Below are 21,146 nucleotides of genomic sequence, written 5' to 3'. Positions count from 1 at the left end.
AAGAGCAAAAACGAGCGCATGGCAGACGACGCCGTCCAGCAAACCCGCAAGATCGGCGGCCGCCTGTCGGACCGTGCCAGTTCCGTGATCGACGACGGCAGCGACCGCCTGAAATCCCTGATCGACGATCTGGAGTCGGCGCTGAAATCCAGCGATCTGAATGCATCGTCCCTGCGCGACAGCGTACGCAGCAAGCTGGATACGGTCCGCTCGAGCGTGACCGAGCGCGGCGCGGCCATGTCGCAGAACTTCAACGATACCCTCGGCACCGCCGACGACTTCGCGCACGAAAAGCCCTGGCAGGTGATTGGCGCCGTCGCGGGCATCGCGCTGGTGATCGGCTTCCTGGCCGGCCGCAGCTAAGCTCGCCGCGCCCCCCGTAACGGGGCGGCGCCGGAGTCGTTGCGACATCCCGCTGCCCCGCCTGGCGCTCTGCCAGGCGGGGCAGCGTCGTTTGCGCCACCCGAAACCGTCCGCGCGCCAGCGAAGCGCCCACCTTGTCCGGTGCGCATCCTCTTGCTATGCTGCGCTGCCTTCGCGTCGTCGGCTGCCCTGCCTCCGCGTCAATTATTTCGCTGTCCTGACGAGCTATCGTGCCGCCCGCCCTTTTGCCTCTCCGCCGAGCCTGCCTCCTGTTGTCGGCCTGTTGCGTGCCCTGTGCCGCCTCCCCCTTGCCGGCCTTCGCGCCCGCCGCACCCGCGCCTTCCGTCCCGGCCGCGCCGCTTGTGCAAGCCGCGCCGCTTGTGCCGGCCGCGCCGCTTGTGCCGGCCGCGCCGCTTGTGCAGGCCGCGCCGCTCGCGCCGGTCGGGGTGACGGGCACCGTTCCCGGCGCCCCCGTTTCCCCCGCAGCGGGCGTCGTCACCCTGCTCGAGCCACGGCGCGCGCTTGCGTCCCTGCCGGCCAGCGACGGCGCCGATCTGCTCGACAAGCTGCCGGGTTTCTCTGCGATTCGCAACGGCGGCAGCAACGGCGACCCGGTCCTGCGGGGATTGTCCGGCTCGCGCCTGAACATCCTGGCGAACGGTACGACCCTGCTGGGCGCCTGTGGCAGCCGGATGGATGCGCCGACGTCGTATCTCGCACCGCAGACGTTCGACCGGGTGCGGATCGTCAAGGGACCGCAGACCGTTCTGTGGGGACCCGTCGGCTCCGCCGGCACGGTGCTGTTCGAGCGCGACACCGAGCGTTTCACGGCCCCCGGCATGCGTTTTCACGGCGCGCTGGCGTTCGCGAGCGCGGCGCGCGACGACCGCCTCGCCGATCTCGCCGTCGGCGCGGGCATCGGCGAGCTGCGGGTGATCGCGCAGCACGCGCGCGCGGACGACTACCGCGATGGCAGCGGCCGGCGCGTGCCGTCGCGCTGGGAAAAACACCAGTTGGACGCCACGCTCGGCTGGAACCTGGATGCACGCCACCGGTTCGAACTCAGCGCCGGTGCGGGTGACGGAGAGGCCCGCTACGCGGGCCGCAACATGGACGGCGTGCGTCTGCGACGCGACAGCGGCGCGGTGCGTTTCACGCGGCGCGCGCCGGGCGACGCCCTCGAGGCGATCGCGCTGCACGCGTATGCGAATCACACCGATCACGTCATGGACAACTTCACGCTGCGCCGCGGCCCCGCCGACGCGCCAACGCGCATGGCGTCGAATGTCGAACGTCTGACCCTCGGCGCCCGGGCGGCGACAACGCTGCGGCTCACCCCCGATCTGCAGGTGGAGTCCGGCATCGACGCCCAGACGCAGCGGCACGGCACGCGACGGCGCGTCGCCGGCGTCGCGCCCGACGACTTCGCGCATCGCCCATGGGCGCGCGACGCGACGTACGCCCAGCTCGGCGGCTTCGGCGAAGCCCGATGGACCTGGCGCGCGGCGCATCGGCTGATCGCGGGCGGACGCGTCGACCATGTGCGGGTGCGGGACCTGCGCGCGCCGGTCCCGCCGGTCCCGCCGCTCACAGCGGATGCGTGCACGCGCCGCGACGCTTGGCTCGCGAGCGGCTTCCTGCGCGTCGAGCGCGATTTCGCGGCGTTGCCGGTGACCGTCCATGCCGGGCTGGGACACGCCGGCCGGTTTCCGGATTACTGGGAATTGTTCGCACCGAGCGCCGGCCCGCGCGTCGATCCGCAACGCGGCGTCAATGCCTTCGGCAGCGTGCGGCCCGAGCGCACCACGCAGATCGATATCGGCGCGCGCTATGCACAGGGAGAGCGCGAGGGCTGGCTCTCGGCGTATGCCGGCAAGGTCGACGATTTCATCGTTTTCGACTATCGCAGCGCACCGGGCAGCCGCGTGCGGCAGGCCGATGCGCGCCTGCTGGGAGCGGAACTGGGCGGCCAATGGCCGCTCGGCGCGCGCTGGCAGGTACAGGCCTCGCTCGCCTATGCCTGGGCGCAGGACCGGCACGCCCATGGCCCCCTGCCCCAGGTGCCGCCGCTGGCCGGCCATCTCGCGCTGCGTTACCGGCACGGCGCGGGCGAGGCCGGCGCGCATTGGCGCCTGGCCGCCCCGCAGCACCGGATCGCGCCGGGTCAGGGCAACGTCGCGGGCCGCGACCTGGCCACGAGCCAGGGTTTCGGCGTTCTCTCGCTGCACGCCGCGTATGCCGTGTCGAAGACCGCGCGCATCGCCATCGGCATGGACAACGTCCTGAACAAACGCTACGCCGAGCACCTGAACAAGGCCGGCAGCATCGCGTTCGGCTACCCGGGCGCGGCGCGTTTCGACGACCCGGGCCGCGCGACCTGGGCGAAGCTGATTCTGGACATCTGAGTACCGACCGTGCGCGCCACGCGCCGTTCGCCGTGCCGGGGCCGGTATACTGGCACGTTGTCGACGAGGGAGGCACCGCTATGCTGTCATCGTGGGAACTGGTCGCGCGCCTGATCCTGGCCGCCGTGTTGGGCAGCGTCATCGGCTTCGAGCGCGAGCGCCTGTCGTGGGCGGCGGGGCTGCGCACGCACATGTTGGTATGCGTAGGATCGGCGCTCTTCATGCTGGTCTCGGCCTTCGGCTTCAACGACGCGCTGGGCCGCGAGCACGTGGTGCTGGACCCCTCGCGCGTCGCCGCGCAGGTGGTGTCGGGAATCGGTTTTCTGGGCGCCGGCTCGATCCTGCTGCGCGGCGAGGTGATCCGCGGACTGACCACGGCCGCGAGCCTGTGGAGCGTCGCCGCCGTGGGTCTGGCGGTCGGCGGCGGCCTGTACACCGGCGCCATCGCCGCGACCATCATCATCCTGTTGATCCTGGCCGGCGTGAAACCGCTCGAAGAGCGCTACCGGGCAAGCTGGCAGACCCGCACCATCCGCCTGCAGGTGGAGCGTGGCGCGCTGACGCTCAGCAAGCTCGATGCCGCGCTGGGCCCGCGCTCCAGCAAGGTCCGGCAGTTCGCGGTGCAGCCCGGCGAAGACAACGGCGACTTCGACGATGTCACGATCGCGCTGGCACGCGCCTCGAACCGGCAGACCGACGAGATCCTGCGCACCCTGCTCGCCTTGCCCGGCGTCAAGGCCATGCAGGAACCCTGACGCCCGCCAGGCGCCCGCGATGGGCGCCGTGTCAACGGCGGAAAAGGTACCAGGCGAGCCCCAGCGTGCCAAGCATGCATATCGTGAGTTCCATCGCATTCTCCAACGCGCCGCGGCGCGACGACAGGTAGGCAGGCGCGCCGGCAGGCGCAGGCGTCGACGGCGCCGGGAAGCGGCAACCGATTGCCCATGTTAATGAGAATCATTATTATTTACAATCGATTCCGGTAACAGGGTCTTTCACCCGGGCGGCACGCGCCCGCCCGGGTGCGATGCTCAGTCCTGCCTGCCACCTTCAGCCTCAGGCAGCGGCGTGCGCGGCCGGCCCATCAGCACCGGCTGGAAAAACACGGCGCCGACGAGCGTGCACAGCAGCGACAAGGTCAACAGCCGCCCCATGCTCGACGTGCCCGGATGGTGCGAGAACCAGAGACTGCCGAACGCCGTCGCGGTGGTCGCCGCGCTGAGGATGACCGCCTGCGTCAGTCCCGAGTGCAGCAGCCCGGTCTGCCCGCGCCGCCAGGCCAGCACATAGTAGATCTTGAATGCGACGCCGATGCCGAGCAGCAGCGGCAAGGCGATGATGTTGGCGAAGTTCAGCGGCAATCCGAACAGCACGCACAGTTCCAGCGTCACGGCCCCCGACACCAGCAACGGAATCAGCGTGCGCAGCACATCGTCGAACCGGCGCAGCGCGATCCATAGCAGCAGCGTGATGGCCAGCAGCGCGATCGCCGTCGCCTGGAGAAAGGCGGTGATGATGGCCCGCGCCGACTCGATGATGGAGATCGGCCCGCCCACCGCCCCCGGTGCCGCCTGCAGCACGGCCGAAGTGAAGCGGCGCAGCATCGCGTCGTTGCTCGGGTCCGTACCGGGCGGCACGCGCGGCGAGACCTCGACCAGCGCCTGTCCGGCCGCGTTTTGCCAATTCTCCCGCAATACCGCCGGAAGATCGGTCAGTCCGACCGGGGCCGCCTGCAACAGACTGGCGAGACGCGACAACGAGATGCGCAGCGGCAGCGCAAGCGCCGCCTCGGCGCGGTCCCGCGTGGCGGCGTCGGCGTCGGCGAGCCGCCGCAGGCTCGCGCCGAGGCGCTTCGCCTCGGCGGCACCCGGCCCCGGGTGGTCGAGCGCCGCGTTGCGCAGTTGCAGCGATGCCTGCCGCAGCGCCGATACCCGCGCCGCGTCGGTCGCCGCCGGTAGCGGCGCTTGCGCGAGCACCGGCGCGAGTTGCGCGCGCAGCGCCACGATGGCGGCCAGCTTGGCGGCCTGATCGGCGGGAATGAAACTGTTCAGCGACAGCGCCTGCCCCACTTCCGGCACCGCGGCGAGGCGGGCCGCGCTCGCCTGCGCCGCCGCCAGCGACGGCTGCAATACCTGGATGTTGTTCACGCTCGCGACCGAGCTGTCGAGCGCGGCGAGCGTACGCATGGATTCGCTGTGCGGATCCTTCAGATGCAGCGGGTTGAAATCGAAACGCAGGAAGAAAAGCAGCGGCAGACCGGCGATCACCAGGGCGAGCGTGCCGATCAGGATGGGCTTGCGCTGCCGCTCGAAGAGACGGTCGACCGGCGCGAGCCAGGCAAACCCGGGCGGCGCGCGCTCGCCGCGCGGCTTGAGCAGCACGATCAGTGCCGGCAGCAGTGTAAGACTCGACGGAAACGCCACGAACAGGATACCGACGCCGGCGATCAGTCCCAGTTCGGAAATGCCGCGATAGGCGGTCGGCAAAAAGGAGAAAAAGCTCACCGCGGTCGCCGCCGCGGCGAGCGACAGCGGCAAGGCCAGCCCCCGGGCGGTGCGCAGCAACGCCGCGGACAGATCCGCCGCCAGGAAGCGTTCCTCGCGATAGCGCACGCCTACCTGGATACCGAAATCCACGCCGATGCCGACGAACAGCACGGCGAACGCGACCGAGATCAGGTTCAGCGCGCCGACCATCCACAGACCCAGCGCGGCGGTGGCCGCCAGGCCCGCGATCAGCGTGACGAACACGGCCAGCACGAGACGCAGCGAGCGCACCGCATACCAGAGGATCGCCACCACCGTCAGCAGCGTGGCGATCGCGTTCGGCACCGCGCCCTCGGCCACGGAAGCGAACTCCTCGTCCGCGAGCGGGCGCGCGCCCGTGAGCCGCACCGTCGCATGAAAGCGCGCGTCGAGCCGCAGATCGCGGGCGGCGGCGCGGATCGTCGCCGATGCGGCGGCGCCCGGCTCCAGCGCGCTGAAATCGAGCACCGGCCGCACCGTGACGTAGCTGCGTCCCGCCGCGACCGGCGCGCCGTCGGCCGCTTCGGCCACGGCGTCGCGGGACTGGGCGAGATTGCGCCACGACAGCGCGACCGGCTTGCCGTCCAGCGCCCCATCCACCGCGTCGGCGCTGCGGCCCAGCAGCGTGCGCATGTCGGCCAGCGCGAGCTTGCCGCTCTCCACTGGCACGAGCAGCGTCACCGAGAGCAGATTCGCCAGCCCGCGCAGACTGGGGTCGTGCGCCAGCGAATTGAGCAGCGAGCGCGCGTCGGTCAACTGCCGGCCCAGGCGCTCGACTTTCGCGGTGGACAGATATAGCAGGCCGTTTTTCTCGAAAAACGCGCCGCCATCGGGCCGCGCCACCGATTCGAAGCGCTTCGGGTCGCCCGCGAGACGCGCGGCCAGCGCGTCGGCGGCCGCGTCGGCGAGTTCCGGCGCCGGGGCGTCGATCACCACCAGCGTGGTTTGCGAGCGCCCCGGGAAGGCTGCATCGAGCGCCCGGTCGCGCGCGGCCCAGGGCCGCTTGCTGTCGATCAGGCCGCTGATGTCGGTATTGATGGCGAAATGCCGGGCGACGTACACGACGCTGCATACCGCCAGCAGCACGGACACCATGACGACCCGCCACGGGTGTCGGATCGAGCCGTTGACGACTCTCGTAATCAGCGAAGTCAGCATGGTCGAAGCGCGCTCCTGTTGCGAAAGGCTTGCAGTATAGCGGCACCCCGCCCCCGGCACGGGCGCCTGGAGGCGCGGCAGGGAGCGACGGGCCGATCCGCTATACTCGACCACATCGACGTGGCCAGGCTGTCGCTACAGCTTTCCGCTCCCCCACTCTCCGCTCAAGGATGACACTCCGCTTGCGCTCGCACCCCTTTTCCGTTCATTCCCTGTCCGCTTCCCGCCGTGCGCCGCACGCCGCGGCCCTCCTGCGCCGTCTGCCGCATGCGCTCGCGCTCGGCGGCGCGGTCCTGCTGCTCGCCGTCGCGCCGGGTCTCGCCACCGCCGCCCCCACGGCCTCCGCCGCTTCGGCGCCGGTTGCCGCCCGGGCCGCGTCGGACGTGGTCGTGCCGCCCGCCTCGGCCAGCGCCGACGCGACCCTGAAAGCCGCCGTCGAAGGCACGCTCGCCGCCATCCGCAGCGATCCCGTGGCCAAGGGGGGCGACCCCGCGCGCACCGCGCAACTGGTCGAAACCCATTTCCTGCCGTTCACCGATTTCCGCCGCACCGCGCGGCTGGCTGCCGGAGACGCATGGAACAGCGCCACGCCCCAGCAGCAGGAAGCGATCTTCCAGCAATTCCAGGCGTTGCTGGTGCGCGTCTACGCCGCGCAGTTGACGCAGATACAGGGACAGCACATCCAGTTCCGCTTCGACCACCCGAAGCCCGTGCCGAATTCCACCGACGTGGTGGTGCGCAGCCAGGTGCATACCGACACCGACGACATGTCCACCGGCTATCGTCTCGCGAAGACGCCCACGGGCTACAAGGTGTACGACATCGACCTGATGGGCATCTGGCTGATCCAGGTCTACCGTCAGCAGTTCGGCGACCAGTTGCGCCAGGGCGGCGTCGACGGCCTGATCAAATTCCTCGCCGCGCACAACGCGGCACACGGCGCCGACTGAGCGCTGCCGGGGATGGCGTCGCGCGGAGAATAAAAACCTGCCGGGAGCGCCCTCGCGAGAACGTCGCGGCGCGTCCGGGCTGCGGCCAGTACGAATCTCGTTTATATTTCGGCTTTGCATTTCGCGTTGTATCGCTCATGCCGCCAAAACCTCGCACCTGGGACGGACGTCTGGCTCGCCAGATGATACTGCCCCTGGTGTCCACGCCCGTCACGCCGAATCACCTCACCACCGTACGCCTGATCGTGGGGCTGGCGTGTGCCTGGGCGTTCTCGCTGGGAGGCTATGGCTGGACGAATCTGGGCGCGCTGCTGCTGGTGCTCTCCAACGTCATCGACCATGCCGACGGCGAACTGGCCCGTCTGAGCGGCAAGAGCAGCCGCTTCGGGCATTTCTACGACCTCGCGGCGGATTCGCTGGTGACCGTGCTCTTGTTCGTCGGCATCGGCGCCGGCGTCGCGCATATCGCGGACACCCCTGCCGGCGCGCACCTTGCGCCGCACTTTGCACCGCATTTTCCGCACTACGCCACGGCCGCCGGGACGCTGGCAGGCATATCGGTCGCGGCGATCTTCTTCATGCGCATGCGCATCGAGGAAATCGCGGGAAAGGCCGGCACCGCACAGCCGAGTTGGGGCGGGTTCGAGCTCGAGGACATCCTGTATCTGATGCCGCTCGTCACGCTGTTCCAGGGGCTGCAATCCTTCCTGATGCTGGCCGCGATCGGCGCGCCGGCATTCGCGCTGTGGATCACCTTCGATTATTTCCGCGTCATGCGGCGCCGCGTAACGCCCGCCGCCCCCGTTTCCAAGACTCCCAGCAGGCCGTAACATGCGTTCCGCCACCTTGCCCGAAAGCGTTCCCCAGCCGTCCGCCCCCTCCCAGCCCGATGTGTCCGCGGCGGCGGCGCTGCCGGCGCGCCTGGCCGGATTCGACAACGACGCGTTGCAGGACACCTTCCACGCGCAGGGCGAATTCCTGTTTCTGAAGGAATTCCTGCCCGAGGCCACCACCCGCATGCTGATCGACGGCATGCAGGCCGCCCGCGTCGAGATGAACCGCAACTATCTGCCCGGTCACAAAAAGGGCGGCAGCGTCAGCCGTCACGCGATCGACCGTCTCGCCCCCGGCATCGCCGAGCTGTACCGCTCGCCCGCGCTGATCGCCTGGCTCTCGCGCCTGTCGCGACAGAAACTGCAAATCTCGCCCGATACCGATCCGCACGCGTACGCGCTCTATTTCTATACGGAGCCCGGCGACCATATCGGCTGGCATTACGACACGTCCTACTACAAGGGTCGCCGCTACACGCTGCTGCTGGGCGTGGTCGACCGCTCGTCGAGCAAGCTCGAATACCGCCTGCACACGCGCGACGCCGCGAAAAAGACCGTCGAGGGCGTCGAGGGACTCGACCCGGGCGGCCTCGTTTTCTTCGACGGCGACCAGCTGCATCACCGCATCACGCCGCTGGGCGTGGGCGAGGAACGCGTCTCGCTGACCTTCGAGTACGTGACCGACCCGGACATGGGACGCTGGCAGCGCTTCATCTCCAACATGAAGGACGCGGTCGCCTATTTCGGCTTTCGTCAGGTGTTCCGTTCGCGCCGCGCCGGATGAAACGCTCCGCCTTCATCGCCCTCAGCCTGGGGCTCGCGGTCTTCGTCGCGCTGCTCTCGTGGCGGGGCGCGGGGCTGATCGCGGCGACCTTCGTCGCCGCCGGCTGGGGGCTGCTCGCGGTCGCGCTCTTTCATCTCGTGCCGCTGCTGCTGGACACAGCCGCGATGCATGTGCTGGCGGACCGGCAGACGCGCTTCGGCGCGACGCTGGGCGCGCGCTGGGCGGGTGAATCCGTCAACAGTCTGATGCCCGCCGGCCAGATGGGCGGGCCGGTCGTGATGGCGCGCATGCTGGCCGGCGGGACCGGATCGATGTCGGCGGCCGGCGCGCTGGTCGCGGTGGCCACCACGCAGCAGGTGTTGGCGCAGGCCCTGTTCGCGATCCTCGGCGTGGCCCTGCTGTCGCTGCGCACCGGCAGCGGGCATCTCGTCCTGCCGTTGATCGCCGGCATCTCGCTGTTTACGCTCAGCGGCACGTTTCTGTACCGGCTGCAACGCCGGGGCCTGTTCGGCAGGCTCGGCGCCCTGACCGCGCGTCTTGGCATCGGATCGGGCGCGGGTGGCGGCTGGGCCCGGCGCGCGGCACGGCTCGACGCGATGGTCGAGTCGATGTATGCCCAGGCGCGCAGCGTGCGCGCCTGCTTCGGCCTGAACCTGCTCGGCTGGCTGGTGGGCACGGGTGAAGTCTGGCTGGCGCTGCACTTCATCGGCCATCCGGTGAGTCTGCTCGACGCGCTGCTGCTCGAAAGCCTCGGCCAGGCGATACGCGGCATCGCGTTTGCGATACCGGGCGCGCTTGGCGTGCAGGAAGGCGGTTTCCTGCTGCTCGCGCCCTTCGTCGGCCTGTCTCCCGAGGCGGCGCTGGCGCTGTCGCTGTGCAAACGCACCCGCGAGCTGCTGTTCGGCTTGCCCGGGCTGGGATACTGGCATTGGCGCGAGCGCCTGCGCCGGCGCGCGGCCGCCGTCGCGCCGCATGGCGTGCCCCGCCCTGTGCCGCATGGCGTGCCCGGTCCTGCGCCGCATGTCGTCAAATCGCCCTGAACCGTCGTAAAGTTGCCCTGACCGGCACCGTACCTGAATCCCGCGGCATGCCGGCAAACCCTCCCGCGTGGTATCGATGCCGCGAACGGGATCTGCCCCCGGGTCTTCCCGCCCGGTCTCCTCATACTTTCCTTGCCTAACTGATCTCATGAGCAAACGTGCAGTCATCCTGGCGGCAGGCGTCGGACAACGGCTGCAACTGGCCGCCGACGCTCCCGCGCCGAAGTGTCTCCTGCGCTTTGACGGGCGGACCCTGCTGGAGCGGCATCTGCGGCTCCTGCGCGCGGTCGGCGTGGAGGACGTGGTCATCGTCGTCGGCTACGAGCACCAGCAGATCGCCGACGAACTCGACCGGCTCGACTGGACGCCGCGGCCCACGCTGATCCTCAATCCGCAATACCGGCAGGGCAGCGTCGTCAGCGTCGCCGCCGCCGAATCGGCGCTGTGCGCCGGTGGCGATGTGCTGCTGATGGACGCGGACGTGCTGTACGACGTGCGCATGCTCGCGGCGCTGGTGGCCGACGACAGCGCCGACCGCCTGCTGCTCGACGCCGGTTTCGAAGCCGGCGACGAGCCGGTCAAGCTGTGCCTGCGCGACGGCCGGCCGGTCGAGTTGCGCAAGAAAGTGGCGGACGGTCTGCGTTACGATCACGTAGGCGAGTCCGTCGGGTTTTTCCGTTTCACGCAGGCGAGTGCGACACGCCTCGCGCAGATCGTGCGGCAGTACGCACAGACGCAGCGCGGCGGCGAGCCGCACGAGGAAGCCGTGCGCGACCTGCTGCTCGAATCGCCGGAGCGCTTCGCCTGCGCGGACGTCACCGGCCTGCCCTGGCTGGAGATCGATTTTCCAGTCGACGTGATCCGCGCCCGCGAAGTCGTGCTCCCCCAACTCCACCCTCTTCTGTGATCATCGACATGAACGCATCGCCCACCCCGGCACCGCACTCCCCGCACGCTTCGGTCAATCCGTCCGCTTCGGCGCAGACGTTGAGCCGCGCCGCGCAGTTCCGCGCGCTGCTGACCAGCCCGCAGCTCGAATTCATCATGGAAGCGCATAACGGCGTGAGCGCCCGGATCGTCGAGGAAGCCGGCTTCAAGGGCATCTGGGGCTCGGGCCTGACGCTGTCGGCGCAATACGGCGTGCGCGACAACAACGAGGCGAGCTGGACGCAGGTGGTCGACATGCTCGACTTCATGGCCGATGCCAGCAAGCTGCCGATCCTGCTGGACGGCGACACGGGCTACGGCAACTTCAACAACTTCCGCCGCCTGATCCACAAGCTCGAACAGCGCAGCATCGCCGGCGTGTGCATCGAGGACAAGATTTTCCCGAAGACCAACAGCTTCATCGACGGCGAGCGCCAGCCCCTGGCCGACGTCGACGAATTCTGCGGCAAGATCAAGGCCGGCAAGGATTCGCAGTCGGACCCGGATTTCTCCATCGTCGCGCGCGTCGAGGCGCTGATCTCCGGCTGGGGCATGGACGAGGCGCTGCGCCGCGCCGAGGCGTATCGCGCCGCCGGCGCCGACGCGATCCTGATCCACAGCAAGCGCTCCAAACCCGACGAGATCCTCGAATTCGCGAAGGAATGGGCCGGCCGCAGCCCGCTCGTGATCGTGCCGACGAAGTACTACAGCACGCCGACCGACGTCTTCCGGCGCGCCGGCATCAATCTCGTCATCTGGGCGAACCATCTGCTGCGCGCGGCGATTCCGGCGATGCAGGCGGTCGCGCGCGAGATCCACGCGAGCGAGACGCTGGTCGAGATCGAGGACCGCGTCGCCCCCGTCGACGAGATCTTCCGCCTGCAGGGCGCCGCCGAATACAGCGCCGCCGAGCGCCGCTACTTCGCCCCCAGCCGCCCGGCGCCGCGCGCCGTCGTGCTGGCCGCGAGCCGCGGCGACGGTCTGGAGACGCTGACGCTGGAACGCCCGAAGGTCATGCTGCCGATCGGCGGCAAGCCGCTGCTGCGCTGGCTCGTCGACGCCTTCAAGAAGGAAAGCGTCAACGACATCACGGTGGTCGCCGGCTACAAGGCCGAGGCGATCGACATCCCGGGCCTGCGCAAGGTGCTCAACCCCGACTACGCGACGAGCGGCGAACTGGTCTCGCTCGCCGCCGCCGCGGACGTGCTGGACAGCGACGTCGTCATCACCTACGGCGACCTGCTGTTTCGCCAGTACATCCTGCAGGACCTGCTGCAGCAGGACGCGGAGATCTGCATCGTGGTGGACTCGTCGCAGGCGGCGGGCACGGGCGTCGACCTCGCCTGGTGCTCCGCACCCGACGACCGCGGCCTGTTCGGTCAGCAGGTCACGCTGCGCCACATCGGCAACGCGGCGGGCAAGGACACGAGCCACGCCGCGAGCGCGCCCCTGGGCGCAGCCGCCGGACGCTGGATCGGCATGCTGAGCGTGCGCGGCGCGGGTCGCCAGCATGTGGCCACGGCGCTCGCGCACCTGCGCGCGCAATCGGATTTCGCGCAACTCGGCGTCCCCGCCCTGTTGAACGCCTTGACCGAAGCCGGCCATCCGGTCGGCGTCCTGTACGTGCACGGCCACTGGCGCGGCGTCAACGACCTCGAGGATTTCCGCCTGGCCGGCGAATTCGCCCACGCGCAACGCCCGATCGGCACAGGGAGCGCGCATGATTGACGCCGCCCAGTTCGTCGAGGCGGCGCGCGCACGGGGGTTTTCCCGCTACGCGGGCGTGCCCTGCTCGTACCTGACGCCCTTCATCAATTACGTGATCCAGGACCCGTCGCTCGATTACGTTTCCGCGGCGAACGAGGGGGATGCCGTGGCGATCAGCGCCGGCGTCGCGCTGGCCGGCGAGCGCGCGGTGACGATGATGCAGAACTCGGGCCTCGGCAACGCGGTCAGTCCGCTGACCTCGCTGACCTGGACCTTCGCGCTGCCGCAGCTGCTCATCATTACCTGGCGCGGCGAGCCCGGCGTGGCCGACGAACCGCAGCACGCGCTGATGGGACCGATCACGCCGGCGATGCTCGACACGATGGACGTGGCCTGGGAAATCTTCCCGACCCGGCCCGAGGACATCGACGCCGCGCTCGAGCGCGCCTGCGCGCACATGGCTGGCACCGGCCGCCCGTACGCGCTGTTGATGAAAAAAGGCAGCGTCGCACCGTTCAAGCTCAGCGGCTCCGGCGCCCCCACGCCGCGCGCGGCATGCGTGCTGGAATCGGGCGCGGAGGCGCCGCGCCCCGGCGTGGCGTCCAACGCGCGCGCGGCGCGTCCGAACCGCACCGAGGCGCTCGCGCGGGTGATCGCGCACACGCCGCTTGGCGACACCGTCGTGCTCGCCACCACCGGCTTCGCCGGCCGTGAACTCTATGCGCTCGCAGACCGCGCGAACCAGCTCTATATGGTCGGCTCGATGGGCTGCGTCGCCACGCTCGCGCTCGGGCTCGCCCGGGCGCGTCCGGACCTGCGCGTCGTCGCCGTCGACGGCGACGGCGCGGCGCTGATGCGCATGGGCCTGTTCGCCACGCTGGGCGCCTACGGTCCGTCCAACCTGCTGCACCTGGTGCTCGACAACGGCGTGCACGACTCCACCGGCGGACAGGCGACGGTTTCCGCCGGCGTTTCGTTCGCGCGCGTCGCCGCGGCCTGCGGTTACGCATGGGCCGCCGAGGGCGATGCGCTGGACGTGATCGACCGCCTCTTCGCCGCGCCGCACGCACGGGACGACGCAGCGCCGGACACGGCGTCAAGCCCGGCGGGAAGTCCGGCGGAAACGGCATCCTCCCTCTCCGGCGGCACCCGTTTCGCCTGCCTGCGTACGCGCCCCGGCAGCCCCGCCGACCTGCCGCGTCCGTCCGTCACGCCCGTGCAGGTCCGCCAGCGCCTCCAGGCGCACATCGCCCGATGACCTCGCCCATGCTCCTGCTCAATCCCGGCCCCGTCACGCTGTCCGAGCGTGTGCGCCGCAGCCTGCTGCAAACCGACCTCTGCCACCGGGAGGACGAATTCTTCGACTTGCAGGACGAAATCCGTGCGCGCCTGCTCGACGTCTATGCGCTCGATGCCGCGCGCTGGGCGCCGGTGCTGCTCACCGGCTCCGGCACGGCGGCGGTCGAGGCGATGATGTCCTCGCTGCCCGGTGCCGACGCCCGTCTGCTGATCATCGAAAACGGCGTCTACGGCGAGCGCATGAGCGCGATCGCCACGCGTCATGGCATCGCCCACGAGACCGTGCGCCACGCCTGGGGCGCACCGGTCGACGTCGCGGCCGTGATCGCGCGACTGGATACGGCAACCCCGGCGATGCCGGCCGTCACCCACGTCGGCATCGTCCACCACGAGACCACCACCGGCCGGCTGAATGCCGTCGGCGCGGTGGGCGCGGCCTGCCGGGCGCGCGGCATCGGCGTCCTGCTCGACGCGGTCAGCAGTTTCGGCGCGGAGATGATCGACTTCGCCGGCTGGGGTATCACCGCCGCCGCCGCCACCGCGAACAAATGCCTGCACGGCGTGCCCGGCGCCTGTTTCGTCATCGCCGCGCGCGATGCCCTCGCGCAGGCCGCGCCGCGCACGCTCTACCTGGACCTGCCCGCCTGGGCACGCGCGCAGGATGCACGCGGCACGCCATTCACGCCGTCGGTGCATGCGTACTACGCCTTGCTCGAGGCATTGCGGGAATTCGCCGACGAAGGGGGCCTCGACGCCCGGCAGGCGCGCTACGCCGCGCTCGCCGACCAGGCGCGCGCCGGTCTCGCCGCGATGGGCATCGAAGGGCTGCTCGAGCCGCGTGACGCATCGGTCGTGCTGCGGGCCTACCGTCTGCCCGACGGCATCGACTACCCGCTGCTGCACGACACGCTCAAGCGGCACGGTTTCGTGATCTACGCGGGTCAGGGCGCGCTGGCGAAGGCCATGTTCCGCATCTCGACGATGGGCGCGATCACCGCCCCCGATATCGACCGCCTGCTCGCCGTCATCCGCGGCTTGCTGGCCGCGCGCCCCGCGGCGGATTGAACGCCACCCGCGGCGGGCGGCGGGTACCGCGATCGGAACCGCCGAGACCCATCATCGGGGCGAGCCGTTTCAAGCCCGTGCGCCCGCGCGTCTAATCGCCCGACGTCGGCGCGCCGCAGTGCTTGCTCTCCGACAGCGATTCCAGCGCCTGCCGGCGCTCGCGCGCGCTTTTCAGCGCCGAATCCTTTTCCAGCACGTTGCCCAGACCAAAATCGGCGAGGAACGAACCGACGGAGCGCAGGTTGAACGCGCTTTCCTTTTCGACTCGCTGGACGAAACCGTCCACCTTGGCGAGTTCAAGTGTGATCTCGCGACAATTCATCTGCGTTCGCTCCGCGGACGTCAAATCGCCCATCCGGCCGTAGTGCTTGGTCGCGCATCCCGCCAAAGCGAGCAGCGTCAAGCCGACTGCAATTGCCTTCATCAACCCATCCCCTTTTCGTCGAACCGCCGCGCATTCGGGCAAAACGCGATCTTGACAGTGCCAGACACGGCGTTCCATCGGACACGTCCGGTTGTGTACCGCAGCACGCAGATCCGGTCCCGCCAGGCGGGAAAAAAATGCTCCCTGCCAGGGCATGCGTCATGACGGCGTCGCCGTCGCTGCGTTACACTCGATCAGGCGCTCGACCGGGCCCGACCATTCCTCCAACCGGATTCCGTATGAAACTGATAGGCATGCTCGACTCCCCCTACGTGCGACGGGTCGCGATCACGCTGGCCGCGCTCGACATCCCGCACGAGCGCGAGCAGCTGTCGGTATTCCGGCATTTCGACGCGTTTCGGGAAATCAATCCGATCGTCAAGGCGCCGACGTTGATCACCGACGACGGTACGCTCCTGGTGGAATCGACGCTGATCACCGATTACCTGGACGGAGAAGTTGCACCGGAACGCCGCCTGACGCCCGCCGACGGCGCCGCGCGGCTGCGTGTCCTGCATCTGGTCGGCTTCGCGCTGACGGCGGCCGACAAGGCGGTCTCGATCGTCTACGAGCAGCAATTGCGTCCGCAGGACAAGCAGCATCAACCCTGGCTCGAGCGCGTGAGCGGGCAGCTGCACGCCGCCTTTGCCGCGCTCGAGGCCGCGGCCGCCATGAGGAACGCGGCGAGCCCGGCACCCTGGCTCGTAGGCGAGCGCATGACGCAGGCCGACATCACCGTCGCGGTCGCCTGGCGTTTCACGCAGCACCTGCTGCCGGGGACCGTCGATGCGGCCACCTACCCCTCGCTCGCCGCCCTGTCCGCCCGCGCGGAAGCCCTGCCGATTTTCGTCGGCGCGCCACTTTAACCCCGGAGCGATGCCGATGATCGAACCGCTCCTGCTCGCCGTCTGCCGGGTCAGTACCTATGACGGCGAACGCCGGCTCACGAACGCGAGCAGCTTTTTCTTTGAACGCGAACGTCGCCTGTTCCTGGTCACCAGCCGGCACGTGATGATCGACATCCCGAGCCAGCACCACCCGACGCGGCTGCAGGTGGAACTGCACACCGACGCCGAGGACATGGCGCAATCCACCGGTTTTTCGATCCCGCTGTACGAGGATGGCAAAAGCCTGTGGCGCCAGGGTATCGACGCCGGCGGCGAGATCGACGTCGCCGTCATCGAAATCGATCGCAACGCCCTGCCGCAGGGCGCGGTATATCGCGCCTTCGGCCCGGCCAACCTGCTCGCCCCCGGCGATCAGGTCGAGGTGGGCTCATCGCTGTTGATCGTCGGCTTCCCGCTCGGTTTTCACGACACGCTGCACCATATGCCGGTGGTGCGCCACGCAGTGATCGCCTCGTCGTTCGGTCTGCGCTTCAAGGGGGAAGGGTATTTCCTGACGGATGCGCGTACGCACCGCGGCACCAGCGGCGCGCCGGTGGTGCTGCGCGCGCCCGTCACGCGCGGCATGCCGGAAACCACGCTGCAATGGCTGCTGCTCGGCGTGCACTCGTCGCGCATCGACGTGGGCACGCGCGACCAGATACTCGACGAGGCATTGGGGTTGAACGGGACGTGGTACACCGATATCCTAATGACGCTCACCGATCAATAAACGGCAGGCCGCGACCGGGACGTCGGGTATGCCGTTCATGGCGCACCGAACCGTGCGCCGAAAGCGGCAACGGAAAGCGGCAACTACTTGGGCGACGGCGTGGGGGCGCCCGTTGCATAGCGCAGCCAGACCGCGCCTTCGCCGACCTGATCCACGCTTTTCAGCGTCATGTAGGCGGGCTGTTTCCATGCTTCCTTCCCGATCTCGAACGACGCCGGATGCTCGCCTCGACCATCGACCAGGGGCAGGATCAGCACGCTGACCTCGTCCACCAGGCCGGCGTTGACGAACGCGCCGCTGACATGCGCCCCGCCCTCGACGATCAGCGTCCCGACGCCCAGTTCCCGCTGCAAGGTCTCGAGCACGCTCGCGAGATCGATCTCGGTCTTGCCGCCGAAGACATAGGACACCCCGACCGATTGCAGGTAGGCCAGGAAATCGTCGGACACCGATTCGCTCAGGACTTCGACGACGTGCGATTTCAACGCGACATTGCTTTTCCACGGCACCGCGCCTTTCGGATCGATCGAAATCGCATATTGCGCAGCGTCGCGCACCACGAAGTGGTTCGTGCGCGGCACCGGCTCCTTCGCCAGGCCGCGTGGGTAATCGTCGCAGTGCGAGACTTCCTGCATCGTCACGCGGCCACAGATCCAGCCGTCGGCCTTGAACTGCGAGGCGGTTTCCTCATACAGCGCCGATGCGCCCTTCAGGTGCCAGCCATCGGTCAGGCTGTGGCCGTCGATCGACGACATCATGTGACACACGATATATGGTTTCATTGTCGCTCCAGATTTGATGGCAGTGGCGATCCTGTGGCAAATCCCGTGCCCGCACGCATCCCCCATCCCGCGCCCCGGCCGTGCGCAATCGTTTACCATGGGGCCTCCACCGCGTTCGCGGCGCGCCATCAATGCAGTTCGGCCAGGAGGTAATGCGAGCGGCAGAACAGGCTGCCGCTCGCACGCATGAAACGAGGCGAGCGCACCTTCGCACAAAGACACCCGGCATCGCTTTCGCACGATGTCGGCGCGATAAATCCACCGAAGATACCGCATGCGCATTGGCATCCTCACCCATGTGAAACATCCCGTCCGCGAGCCCTTCGCCGGCGGTCTCGAGGCGTTCACCTACGATATGACCCTCGCGCTGAAAAAGCGCGGTCATGACGTCACCCTGTTCGCCAGTTCGGGCTCCGCCGCGGAACTCGGGCATATCGCCATTCTCGACGACGAAAACTATGGCGAAACCGGCACGCGCGGCATCAAGGAAGCGTTTTTTGAAGAATACCGGGACGAGCATGTCGCTTACATGAACTGCATGCAGCGTCTCGACGATCATCGTTTCGACGTCGTATTCAACAATTCACTGCACTACGTGCCCGTGATGATGGCGCCCCTGATCGGGACGCCCATGCTGACGGTGCTCCACACTCCCCCGTTTTTCGAATTGTCCAACGCCATCGCGGCGCTCCGCCGGACCACGAAAATACGCTTCGCCACCGTATCGAAATCCAATGCGCGCAGTTGGGCGCGCTGGGTTCCCGAATGCGACATCATCGCGAACGGCATCGATCTATCGACATGGGCGCCGGTCGCGCAGCCTTCCAGGCGGCATGCGCTCTGGTATGGCCGCCTGGTACCGGAAAAGGGCGCGCACCTGGCGATGGACGCCGCGCAGCGCGCGGGCCTGTCGATCGAGATCGTCGGGCAGGCCAGCGACGAAACCTATTTCAAAAACGAGATCGCCCCGCGCCTGAACGAACACGCCGTCTACCTCGGACACCTCGAACGTTCGAGCCTGGTGAGCCGCGTGCAACATGCGAGTGTCTGCCTGGTCACGCCTTGCTGGGACGAACCGTTTGGTCTGGTGGTGGCGGAATCATTGGCCTGCGGCACGCCCGTGGCGGCCTTCGCACGCGGGGCCATTCCCGATCTTCTCACCGCCGCGACGGGAGTCACCGCGCCGCCGGGCGATGTCGATGCACTGGCGCAGGCCGCCGTGCGCGCCCGTGAACTGTCGCGAGCCGAGTGTCGCCACGCCGCGCAGGCATGGTGGAGCCAGGACCTCATGCTGACGCGATACGAACGCCTCTTGCAGGAGGTCGCGACGCGCCGGCTCCCCGCCGATGCGTAAAGTGTCGATCGGCTATTACGCGCATCATCATGGCAGCGGGCACGTGTCGCGCGCCCTGCAGATTGGTCGATTCCTGGATCATCCCCCGACCCTTTTCAGCAGTGCGCCCCTGCCGGACCATGACGCTTCTCACGTCACCTTCTGCCGCCTCGACCCGGACACCGGCAACGCCCTCGCGAATCCTACGCCTCACGGACTGCATTATGCCCCGACCGGGCTGCGCGGCATCGTAGAGCGCACGGGGCGCATGGTCGATTGGTTTCGCGCGCAATGGCCCTGTGTCCTGGTGGTAGACGTCTCGGTGGAAGTCGCGCTCCTGGCGAGGCTATGCGCGGTGCCGACCATCCTGATCCGTCAGAACGGCATCCGCACCGACGCGCCGCACAGGCTGGCCTATGACAGCGCCGTGGCGCTGCTCGCGCCGTTTCCCGCAGCGCTCGGGGCAAAACCCGAAGACGATGCCTGGGGCGGAAAAACCGTGTTCACGGGATTCATCTCGCGGTATTCCACCCCGGCACGCACGCTGCCGGCCGCGCCCAATACCGTCTCGGTACTGATCGGACATGGCGGCACGATGGTGACGCTTGCCGACCTGTGCGCCGCGGCACGTGCCACCCCGGCATGGCGGTGGTCGGTTTTGGGACCTATCGCGCCGGATTCGGCGGTTTCCTGTCCAGCGAATCTCGATTTGCTGGGCATCGTGCCCGATCCGGCAGAACACCTCCGTCGTGCGCAGATCGTGGTGGGTTCCGCAGGCGACAACGTCGTCGCGGAGATGGCGTATCTCCGCTGCAGATACATTGCCCTGTCCGAGCCGCGTCCGTTCGACGAACAAATCCTCACGGCCCAGACGCTCGAACGCCTGGGGCTGGCGCTCCACTGTCCGGACTGGCCGGTGGCCCCCGCATGGCCCGCCTTGCTGCAACGGGCATCGGCGCTGGACGCATCCGGATGGAACGCGTTCACGGCGCAATCCGGTGCGGAAACGGCCGCGCGGGCCATTCAGGCGATCTCCGACCAGGCCTGGAAACACGGCATCGAAAACAGGCAATCATGATCAGTGTCCTCACACTCGTCCACGGCCGCGCACGTCACCTCGAAAATTTACTGGCCGGACTGGAACGGGGCGATGTCCCGCCGCACGAGGTCGTCATCGTTCACATGAACGAGCCGGCCGTCCAGCGGCACAGCCGGCATTTCCCCATCGTCGCGCGCGAAATGGCCGACGAGAATTTCCTGCCGCTCGCGGCGGCACGAAACGCTGCCGCCGCCGCGGCCCGGGGCGACCAGCTCGTTTTTCTCGATGTCGACTGCATTCCGGATCCGCAACTCGTCAGCGACTACATGGCATCGCTGCGCCGCCATCCCGACGCGATACACCAGGGCGAGGTGAGATATCTTCCGCCCCGTGCCGACGGCCCCGGGCAGGGAGCCTGCCGGTCCAACGACGACGCGCGCCCGCACCCCCTGCACGCGCATCGAATCGCAGGCGAGCCCGTTCCCTACAATCTTTTCTGGTCGCTGAACTTCGCCTGCCGGAAAGCGGTCTTCGACAGCCTGGGCGGATTCGACGAACGGTATCGCGGGTATGGGGCCGAGGACACCGATTTCAGCTATCGGGCACACGCCAGGGGGACGCCCCTGTCCAGCGCCCCCGCCCTCGCGTTCCATCAACACCACGCGAGCTACGACCCCCCTCTCAATCATCTTGCGAGCATCGTCGCCAACGCGTGCACGTTCAAGAGGTCATGGGGAACCTGGCCGATGCGCGGCTGGCTGGACGCGTTCGAACGGCAAGGTCTGATCACGGTACACGACGATCGCATCGCGTTGAAGCGGATGCCGACGCCGCAAGAAATCGCGGCTTGTCTCGAGAAGGATCACGGTGCCGATTTTTAGCGATAGTTAATATT

At 68.5% G+C, this 21,146-nt stretch carries 19 protein-coding genes; 16 read left to right on the top strand and 3 right to left on the bottom strand.

Annotated elements, in window-relative coordinates; genetic code table 11:
* Positions 1–18: 18 nt before the first annotated feature.
* From OVY01_RS12030 to OVY01_RS12020, 3 genes are all read left to right on the top strand, one after another.
* Positions 19–363 carry an ElaB/YgaM/YqjD family protein gene (locus OVY01_RS12030; protein WP_267847811.1) on the top strand — a complete coding sequence of 115 codons (345 nt, stop codon included), beginning with the start codon at positions 19–21 and terminating at the stop codon, positions 361–363.
* Between the two features lie 308 nt (positions 364–671).
* Positions 672–2,768 carry a TonB-dependent copper receptor gene (locus OVY01_RS12025; RefSeq protein ID WP_267847810.1) on the top strand — a complete coding sequence of 699 codons (2,097 nt, stop codon included), beginning with the start codon at positions 672–674 and terminating at the stop codon, positions 2,766–2,768.
* An 80-nt stretch (positions 2,769–2,848) separates the two neighbouring features.
* On the top strand, positions 2,849–3,523 hold the full coding sequence (locus tag OVY01_RS12020; protein ID WP_267847807.1) for an MgtC/SapB family protein: 675 nt from the start codon (positions 2,849–2,851) through the stop codon (positions 3,521–3,523).
* Between the two features lie 276 nt (positions 3,524–3,799).
* Here the strand turns inward: OVY01_RS12020 and hpnN are convergent, their stop codons facing one another.
* Positions 3,800–6,451, bottom strand: a complete 2,652-nt coding sequence (gene hpnN / locus OVY01_RS12015; RefSeq protein ID WP_267847806.1) for a hopanoid transporter HpnN — start codon at positions 6,449–6,451, stop codon at positions 3,800–3,802.
* Between the two features lie 170 nt (positions 6,452–6,621).
* Here hpnN and OVY01_RS12010 point away from each other — a divergent pair, with 170 nt between their 5' ends.
* The 8 genes from OVY01_RS12010 (at position 6,622) to OVY01_RS11975 (ending at position 15,056) form a co-directional block, all read left to right on the top strand.
* Positions 6,622–7,401 carry an MlaC/ttg2D family ABC transporter substrate-binding protein gene (locus OVY01_RS12010; protein ID WP_267847804.1) on the top strand — a complete coding sequence of 260 codons (780 nt, stop codon included), beginning with the start codon at positions 6,622–6,624 and terminating at the stop codon, positions 7,399–7,401.
* Positions 7,402–7,538: 137 nt separating this feature from the next.
* On the top strand, positions 7,539–8,231 hold the full coding sequence (locus OVY01_RS12005) for a CDP-alcohol phosphatidyltransferase family protein (RefSeq protein ID WP_267847803.1): 693 nt from the start codon (positions 7,539–7,541) through the stop codon (positions 8,229–8,231).
* A 1-nt stretch (position 8,232) separates the two neighbouring features.
* Complete coding sequence (locus tag OVY01_RS12000) at positions 8,233–9,018, top strand: HalD/BesD family halogenase (RefSeq protein ID WP_267847802.1); 786 nt, start codon at positions 8,233–8,235, stop codon at positions 9,016–9,018.
* Positions 9,015–10,058 carry a lysylphosphatidylglycerol synthase domain-containing protein gene (locus OVY01_RS11995; protein ID WP_267847801.1) on the top strand — a complete coding sequence of 348 codons (1,044 nt, stop codon included), beginning with the start codon at positions 9,015–9,017 and terminating at the stop codon, positions 10,056–10,058. Before OVY01_RS12000 ends, OVY01_RS11995 begins: the two co-directional genes overlap by 4 nt.
* A 148-nt stretch (positions 10,059–10,206) precedes the next feature.
* A complete protein-coding gene (locus OVY01_RS11990; RefSeq protein ID WP_267847799.1) occupies positions 10,207–10,965 on the top strand; it encodes a phosphocholine cytidylyltransferase family protein in 759 nt (252 codons plus the stop codon).
* A gap of 8 nt (positions 10,966–10,973) precedes the next feature.
* Positions 10,974–12,713 carry a phosphoenolpyruvate mutase gene (gene aepX, locus OVY01_RS11985; RefSeq protein WP_267848064.1) on the top strand — a complete coding sequence of 580 codons (1,740 nt, stop codon included), beginning with the start codon at positions 10,974–10,976 and terminating at the stop codon, positions 12,711–12,713.
* On the top strand, positions 12,706–13,950 hold the full coding sequence (gene aepY, locus OVY01_RS11980) for a phosphonopyruvate decarboxylase (protein ID WP_267847797.1): 1,245 nt from the start codon (positions 12,706–12,708) through the stop codon (positions 13,948–13,950). The genes aepX and aepY overlap by 8 nt, the downstream gene beginning before the upstream one ends.
* 8 nt (positions 13,951–13,958) lie before the next feature.
* Positions 13,959–15,056, top strand: coding sequence for a 2-aminoethylphosphonate aminotransferase (locus tag OVY01_RS11975; protein WP_267848063.1), 1,098 nt, complete (start codon positions 13,959–13,961; stop codon positions 15,054–15,056).
* Positions 15,057–15,147: 91 nt separating this feature from the next.
* On the opposite strand, the gene OVY01_RS11970 is transcribed toward OVY01_RS11975, so the two are convergent.
* Positions 15,148–15,558: a hypothetical protein gene (locus OVY01_RS11970; RefSeq protein WP_267847796.1), complete on the bottom strand. Its 411-nt coding sequence runs from the start codon at positions 15,556–15,558 to the stop codon at positions 15,148–15,150.
* Positions 15,559–15,719: 161 nt separating this feature from the next.
* Between OVY01_RS11970 and OVY01_RS11965 the strand changes: the two genes are divergently transcribed.
* Together OVY01_RS11965 and OVY01_RS11960 are read left to right on the top strand one after the other, a co-directional pair.
* Positions 15,720–16,346, top strand: a complete 627-nt coding sequence (locus tag OVY01_RS11965) for a glutathione S-transferase family protein (RefSeq protein WP_267847795.1) — start codon at positions 15,720–15,722, stop codon at positions 16,344–16,346.
* A 16-nt stretch (positions 16,347–16,362) separates the two neighbouring features.
* Complete coding sequence (locus OVY01_RS11960; RefSeq protein ID WP_267847794.1) at positions 16,363–17,097, top strand: S1 family peptidase; 735 nt, start codon at positions 16,363–16,365, stop codon at positions 17,095–17,097.
* A gap of 83 nt (positions 17,098–17,180) precedes the next feature.
* Here OVY01_RS11960 and OVY01_RS11955 read toward each other — a convergent pair whose 3' ends face one another.
* Positions 17,181–17,879, bottom strand: a complete 699-nt coding sequence (locus OVY01_RS11955; RefSeq protein WP_267847793.1) for a RibD family protein — start codon at positions 17,877–17,879, stop codon at positions 17,181–17,183.
* A gap of 274 nt (positions 17,880–18,153) precedes the next feature.
* Here OVY01_RS11955 and OVY01_RS11950 point away from each other — a divergent pair, with 274 nt between their 5' ends.
* From OVY01_RS11950 to OVY01_RS11940, 3 genes are read left to right on the top strand one after another with little or no spacing between them, the layout of a single operon-like run.
* Positions 18,154–19,233 carry a glycosyltransferase gene (locus OVY01_RS11950; RefSeq protein WP_267847792.1) on the top strand — a complete coding sequence of 360 codons (1,080 nt, stop codon included), beginning with the start codon at positions 18,154–18,156 and terminating at the stop codon, positions 19,231–19,233.
* Positions 19,226–20,290: a glycosyltransferase family protein gene (locus OVY01_RS11945; RefSeq protein WP_267847791.1), complete on the top strand. Its 1,065-nt coding sequence runs from the start codon at positions 19,226–19,228 to the stop codon at positions 20,288–20,290. The genes OVY01_RS11950 and OVY01_RS11945 overlap by 8 nt, the downstream gene beginning before the upstream one ends.
* Positions 20,287–21,132 carry a glycosyltransferase family 2 protein gene (locus OVY01_RS11940; RefSeq protein WP_267847790.1) on the top strand — a complete coding sequence of 282 codons (846 nt, stop codon included), beginning with the start codon at positions 20,287–20,289 and terminating at the stop codon, positions 21,130–21,132. The genes OVY01_RS11945 and OVY01_RS11940 overlap by 4 nt, the downstream gene beginning before the upstream one ends.
* Positions 21,133–21,146: the final 14 nt, after the last annotated feature.

The sequence above is a fragment of the Robbsia betulipollinis genome (assembly GCF_026624755.1).
GTDB classification, from domain to species: Bacteria; Pseudomonadota; Gammaproteobacteria; order Burkholderiales; family Burkholderiaceae; genus Robbsia; species Robbsia betulipollinis.
This window is presented reverse-complemented; position numbering and strand designations above follow the sequence as displayed.

Bases quoted from the DNA above. Each gene is read 5' to 3' on its own strand.
- OVY01_RS12000 (WP_267847802.1), top strand. From the start codon at position 8,233: ATGCGTTCCGCCACCTTGCCCGAAAGCGTTCCCCAGCCGTCCGCCCCC.
- hpnN (WP_267847806.1), bottom strand. From the start codon at position 6,451: ATGCTGACTTCGCTGATTACGAGAGTCGTCAACGGCTCGATCCGACAC.
- OVY01_RS11975 (WP_267848063.1), top strand. From the start codon at position 13,959: ATGCTCCTGCTCAATCCCGGCCCCGTCACGCTGTCCGAGCGTGTGCGC.
- OVY01_RS11990 (WP_267847799.1), top strand. From the start codon at position 10,207: ATGAGCAAACGTGCAGTCATCCTGGCGGCAGGCGTCGGACAACGGCTG.
- OVY01_RS11955 (WP_267847793.1), bottom strand. From the start codon at position 17,879: ATGAAACCATATATCGTGTGTCACATGATGTCGTCGATCGACGGCCAC.
- OVY01_RS11965 (WP_267847795.1), top strand. From the start codon at position 15,720: ATGAAACTGATAGGCATGCTCGACTCCCCCTACGTGCGACGGGTCGCG.
- OVY01_RS12005 (WP_267847803.1), top strand. From the start codon at position 7,539: ATGCCGCCAAAACCTCGCACCTGGGACGGACGTCTGGCTCGCCAGATG.
- OVY01_RS11945 (WP_267847791.1), top strand. From the start codon at position 19,226: ATGCGTAAAGTGTCGATCGGCTATTACGCGCATCATCATGGCAGCGGG.
- OVY01_RS11995 (WP_267847801.1), top strand. From the start codon at position 9,015: ATGAAACGCTCCGCCTTCATCGCCCTCAGCCTGGGGCTCGCGGTCTTC.
- OVY01_RS12030 (WP_267847811.1), top strand. From the start codon at position 19: ATGGCAGACGACGCCGTCCAGCAAACCCGCAAGATCGGCGGCCGCCTG.
- aepX (WP_267848064.1), top strand. From the start codon at position 10,974: ATGAACGCATCGCCCACCCCGGCACCGCACTCCCCGCACGCTTCGGTC.
- OVY01_RS11960 (WP_267847794.1), top strand. From the start codon at position 16,363: ATGATCGAACCGCTCCTGCTCGCCGTCTGCCGGGTCAGTACCTATGAC.
- OVY01_RS12020 (WP_267847807.1), top strand. From the start codon at position 2,849: ATGCTGTCATCGTGGGAACTGGTCGCGCGCCTGATCCTGGCCGCCGTG.
- aepY (WP_267847797.1), top strand. From the start codon at position 12,706: ATGATTGACGCCGCCCAGTTCGTCGAGGCGGCGCGCGCACGGGGGTTT.
- OVY01_RS12010 (WP_267847804.1), top strand. From the start codon at position 6,622: ATGACACTCCGCTTGCGCTCGCACCCCTTTTCCGTTCATTCCCTGTCC.
- OVY01_RS11940 (WP_267847790.1), top strand. From the start codon at position 20,287: ATGATCAGTGTCCTCACACTCGTCCACGGCCGCGCACGTCACCTCGAA.
- OVY01_RS11950 (WP_267847792.1), top strand. From the start codon at position 18,154: ATGCGCATTGGCATCCTCACCCATGTGAAACATCCCGTCCGCGAGCCC.
- OVY01_RS11970 (WP_267847796.1), bottom strand. From the start codon at position 15,558: ATGGAACGCCGTGTCTGGCACTGTCAAGATCGCGTTTTGCCCGAATGC.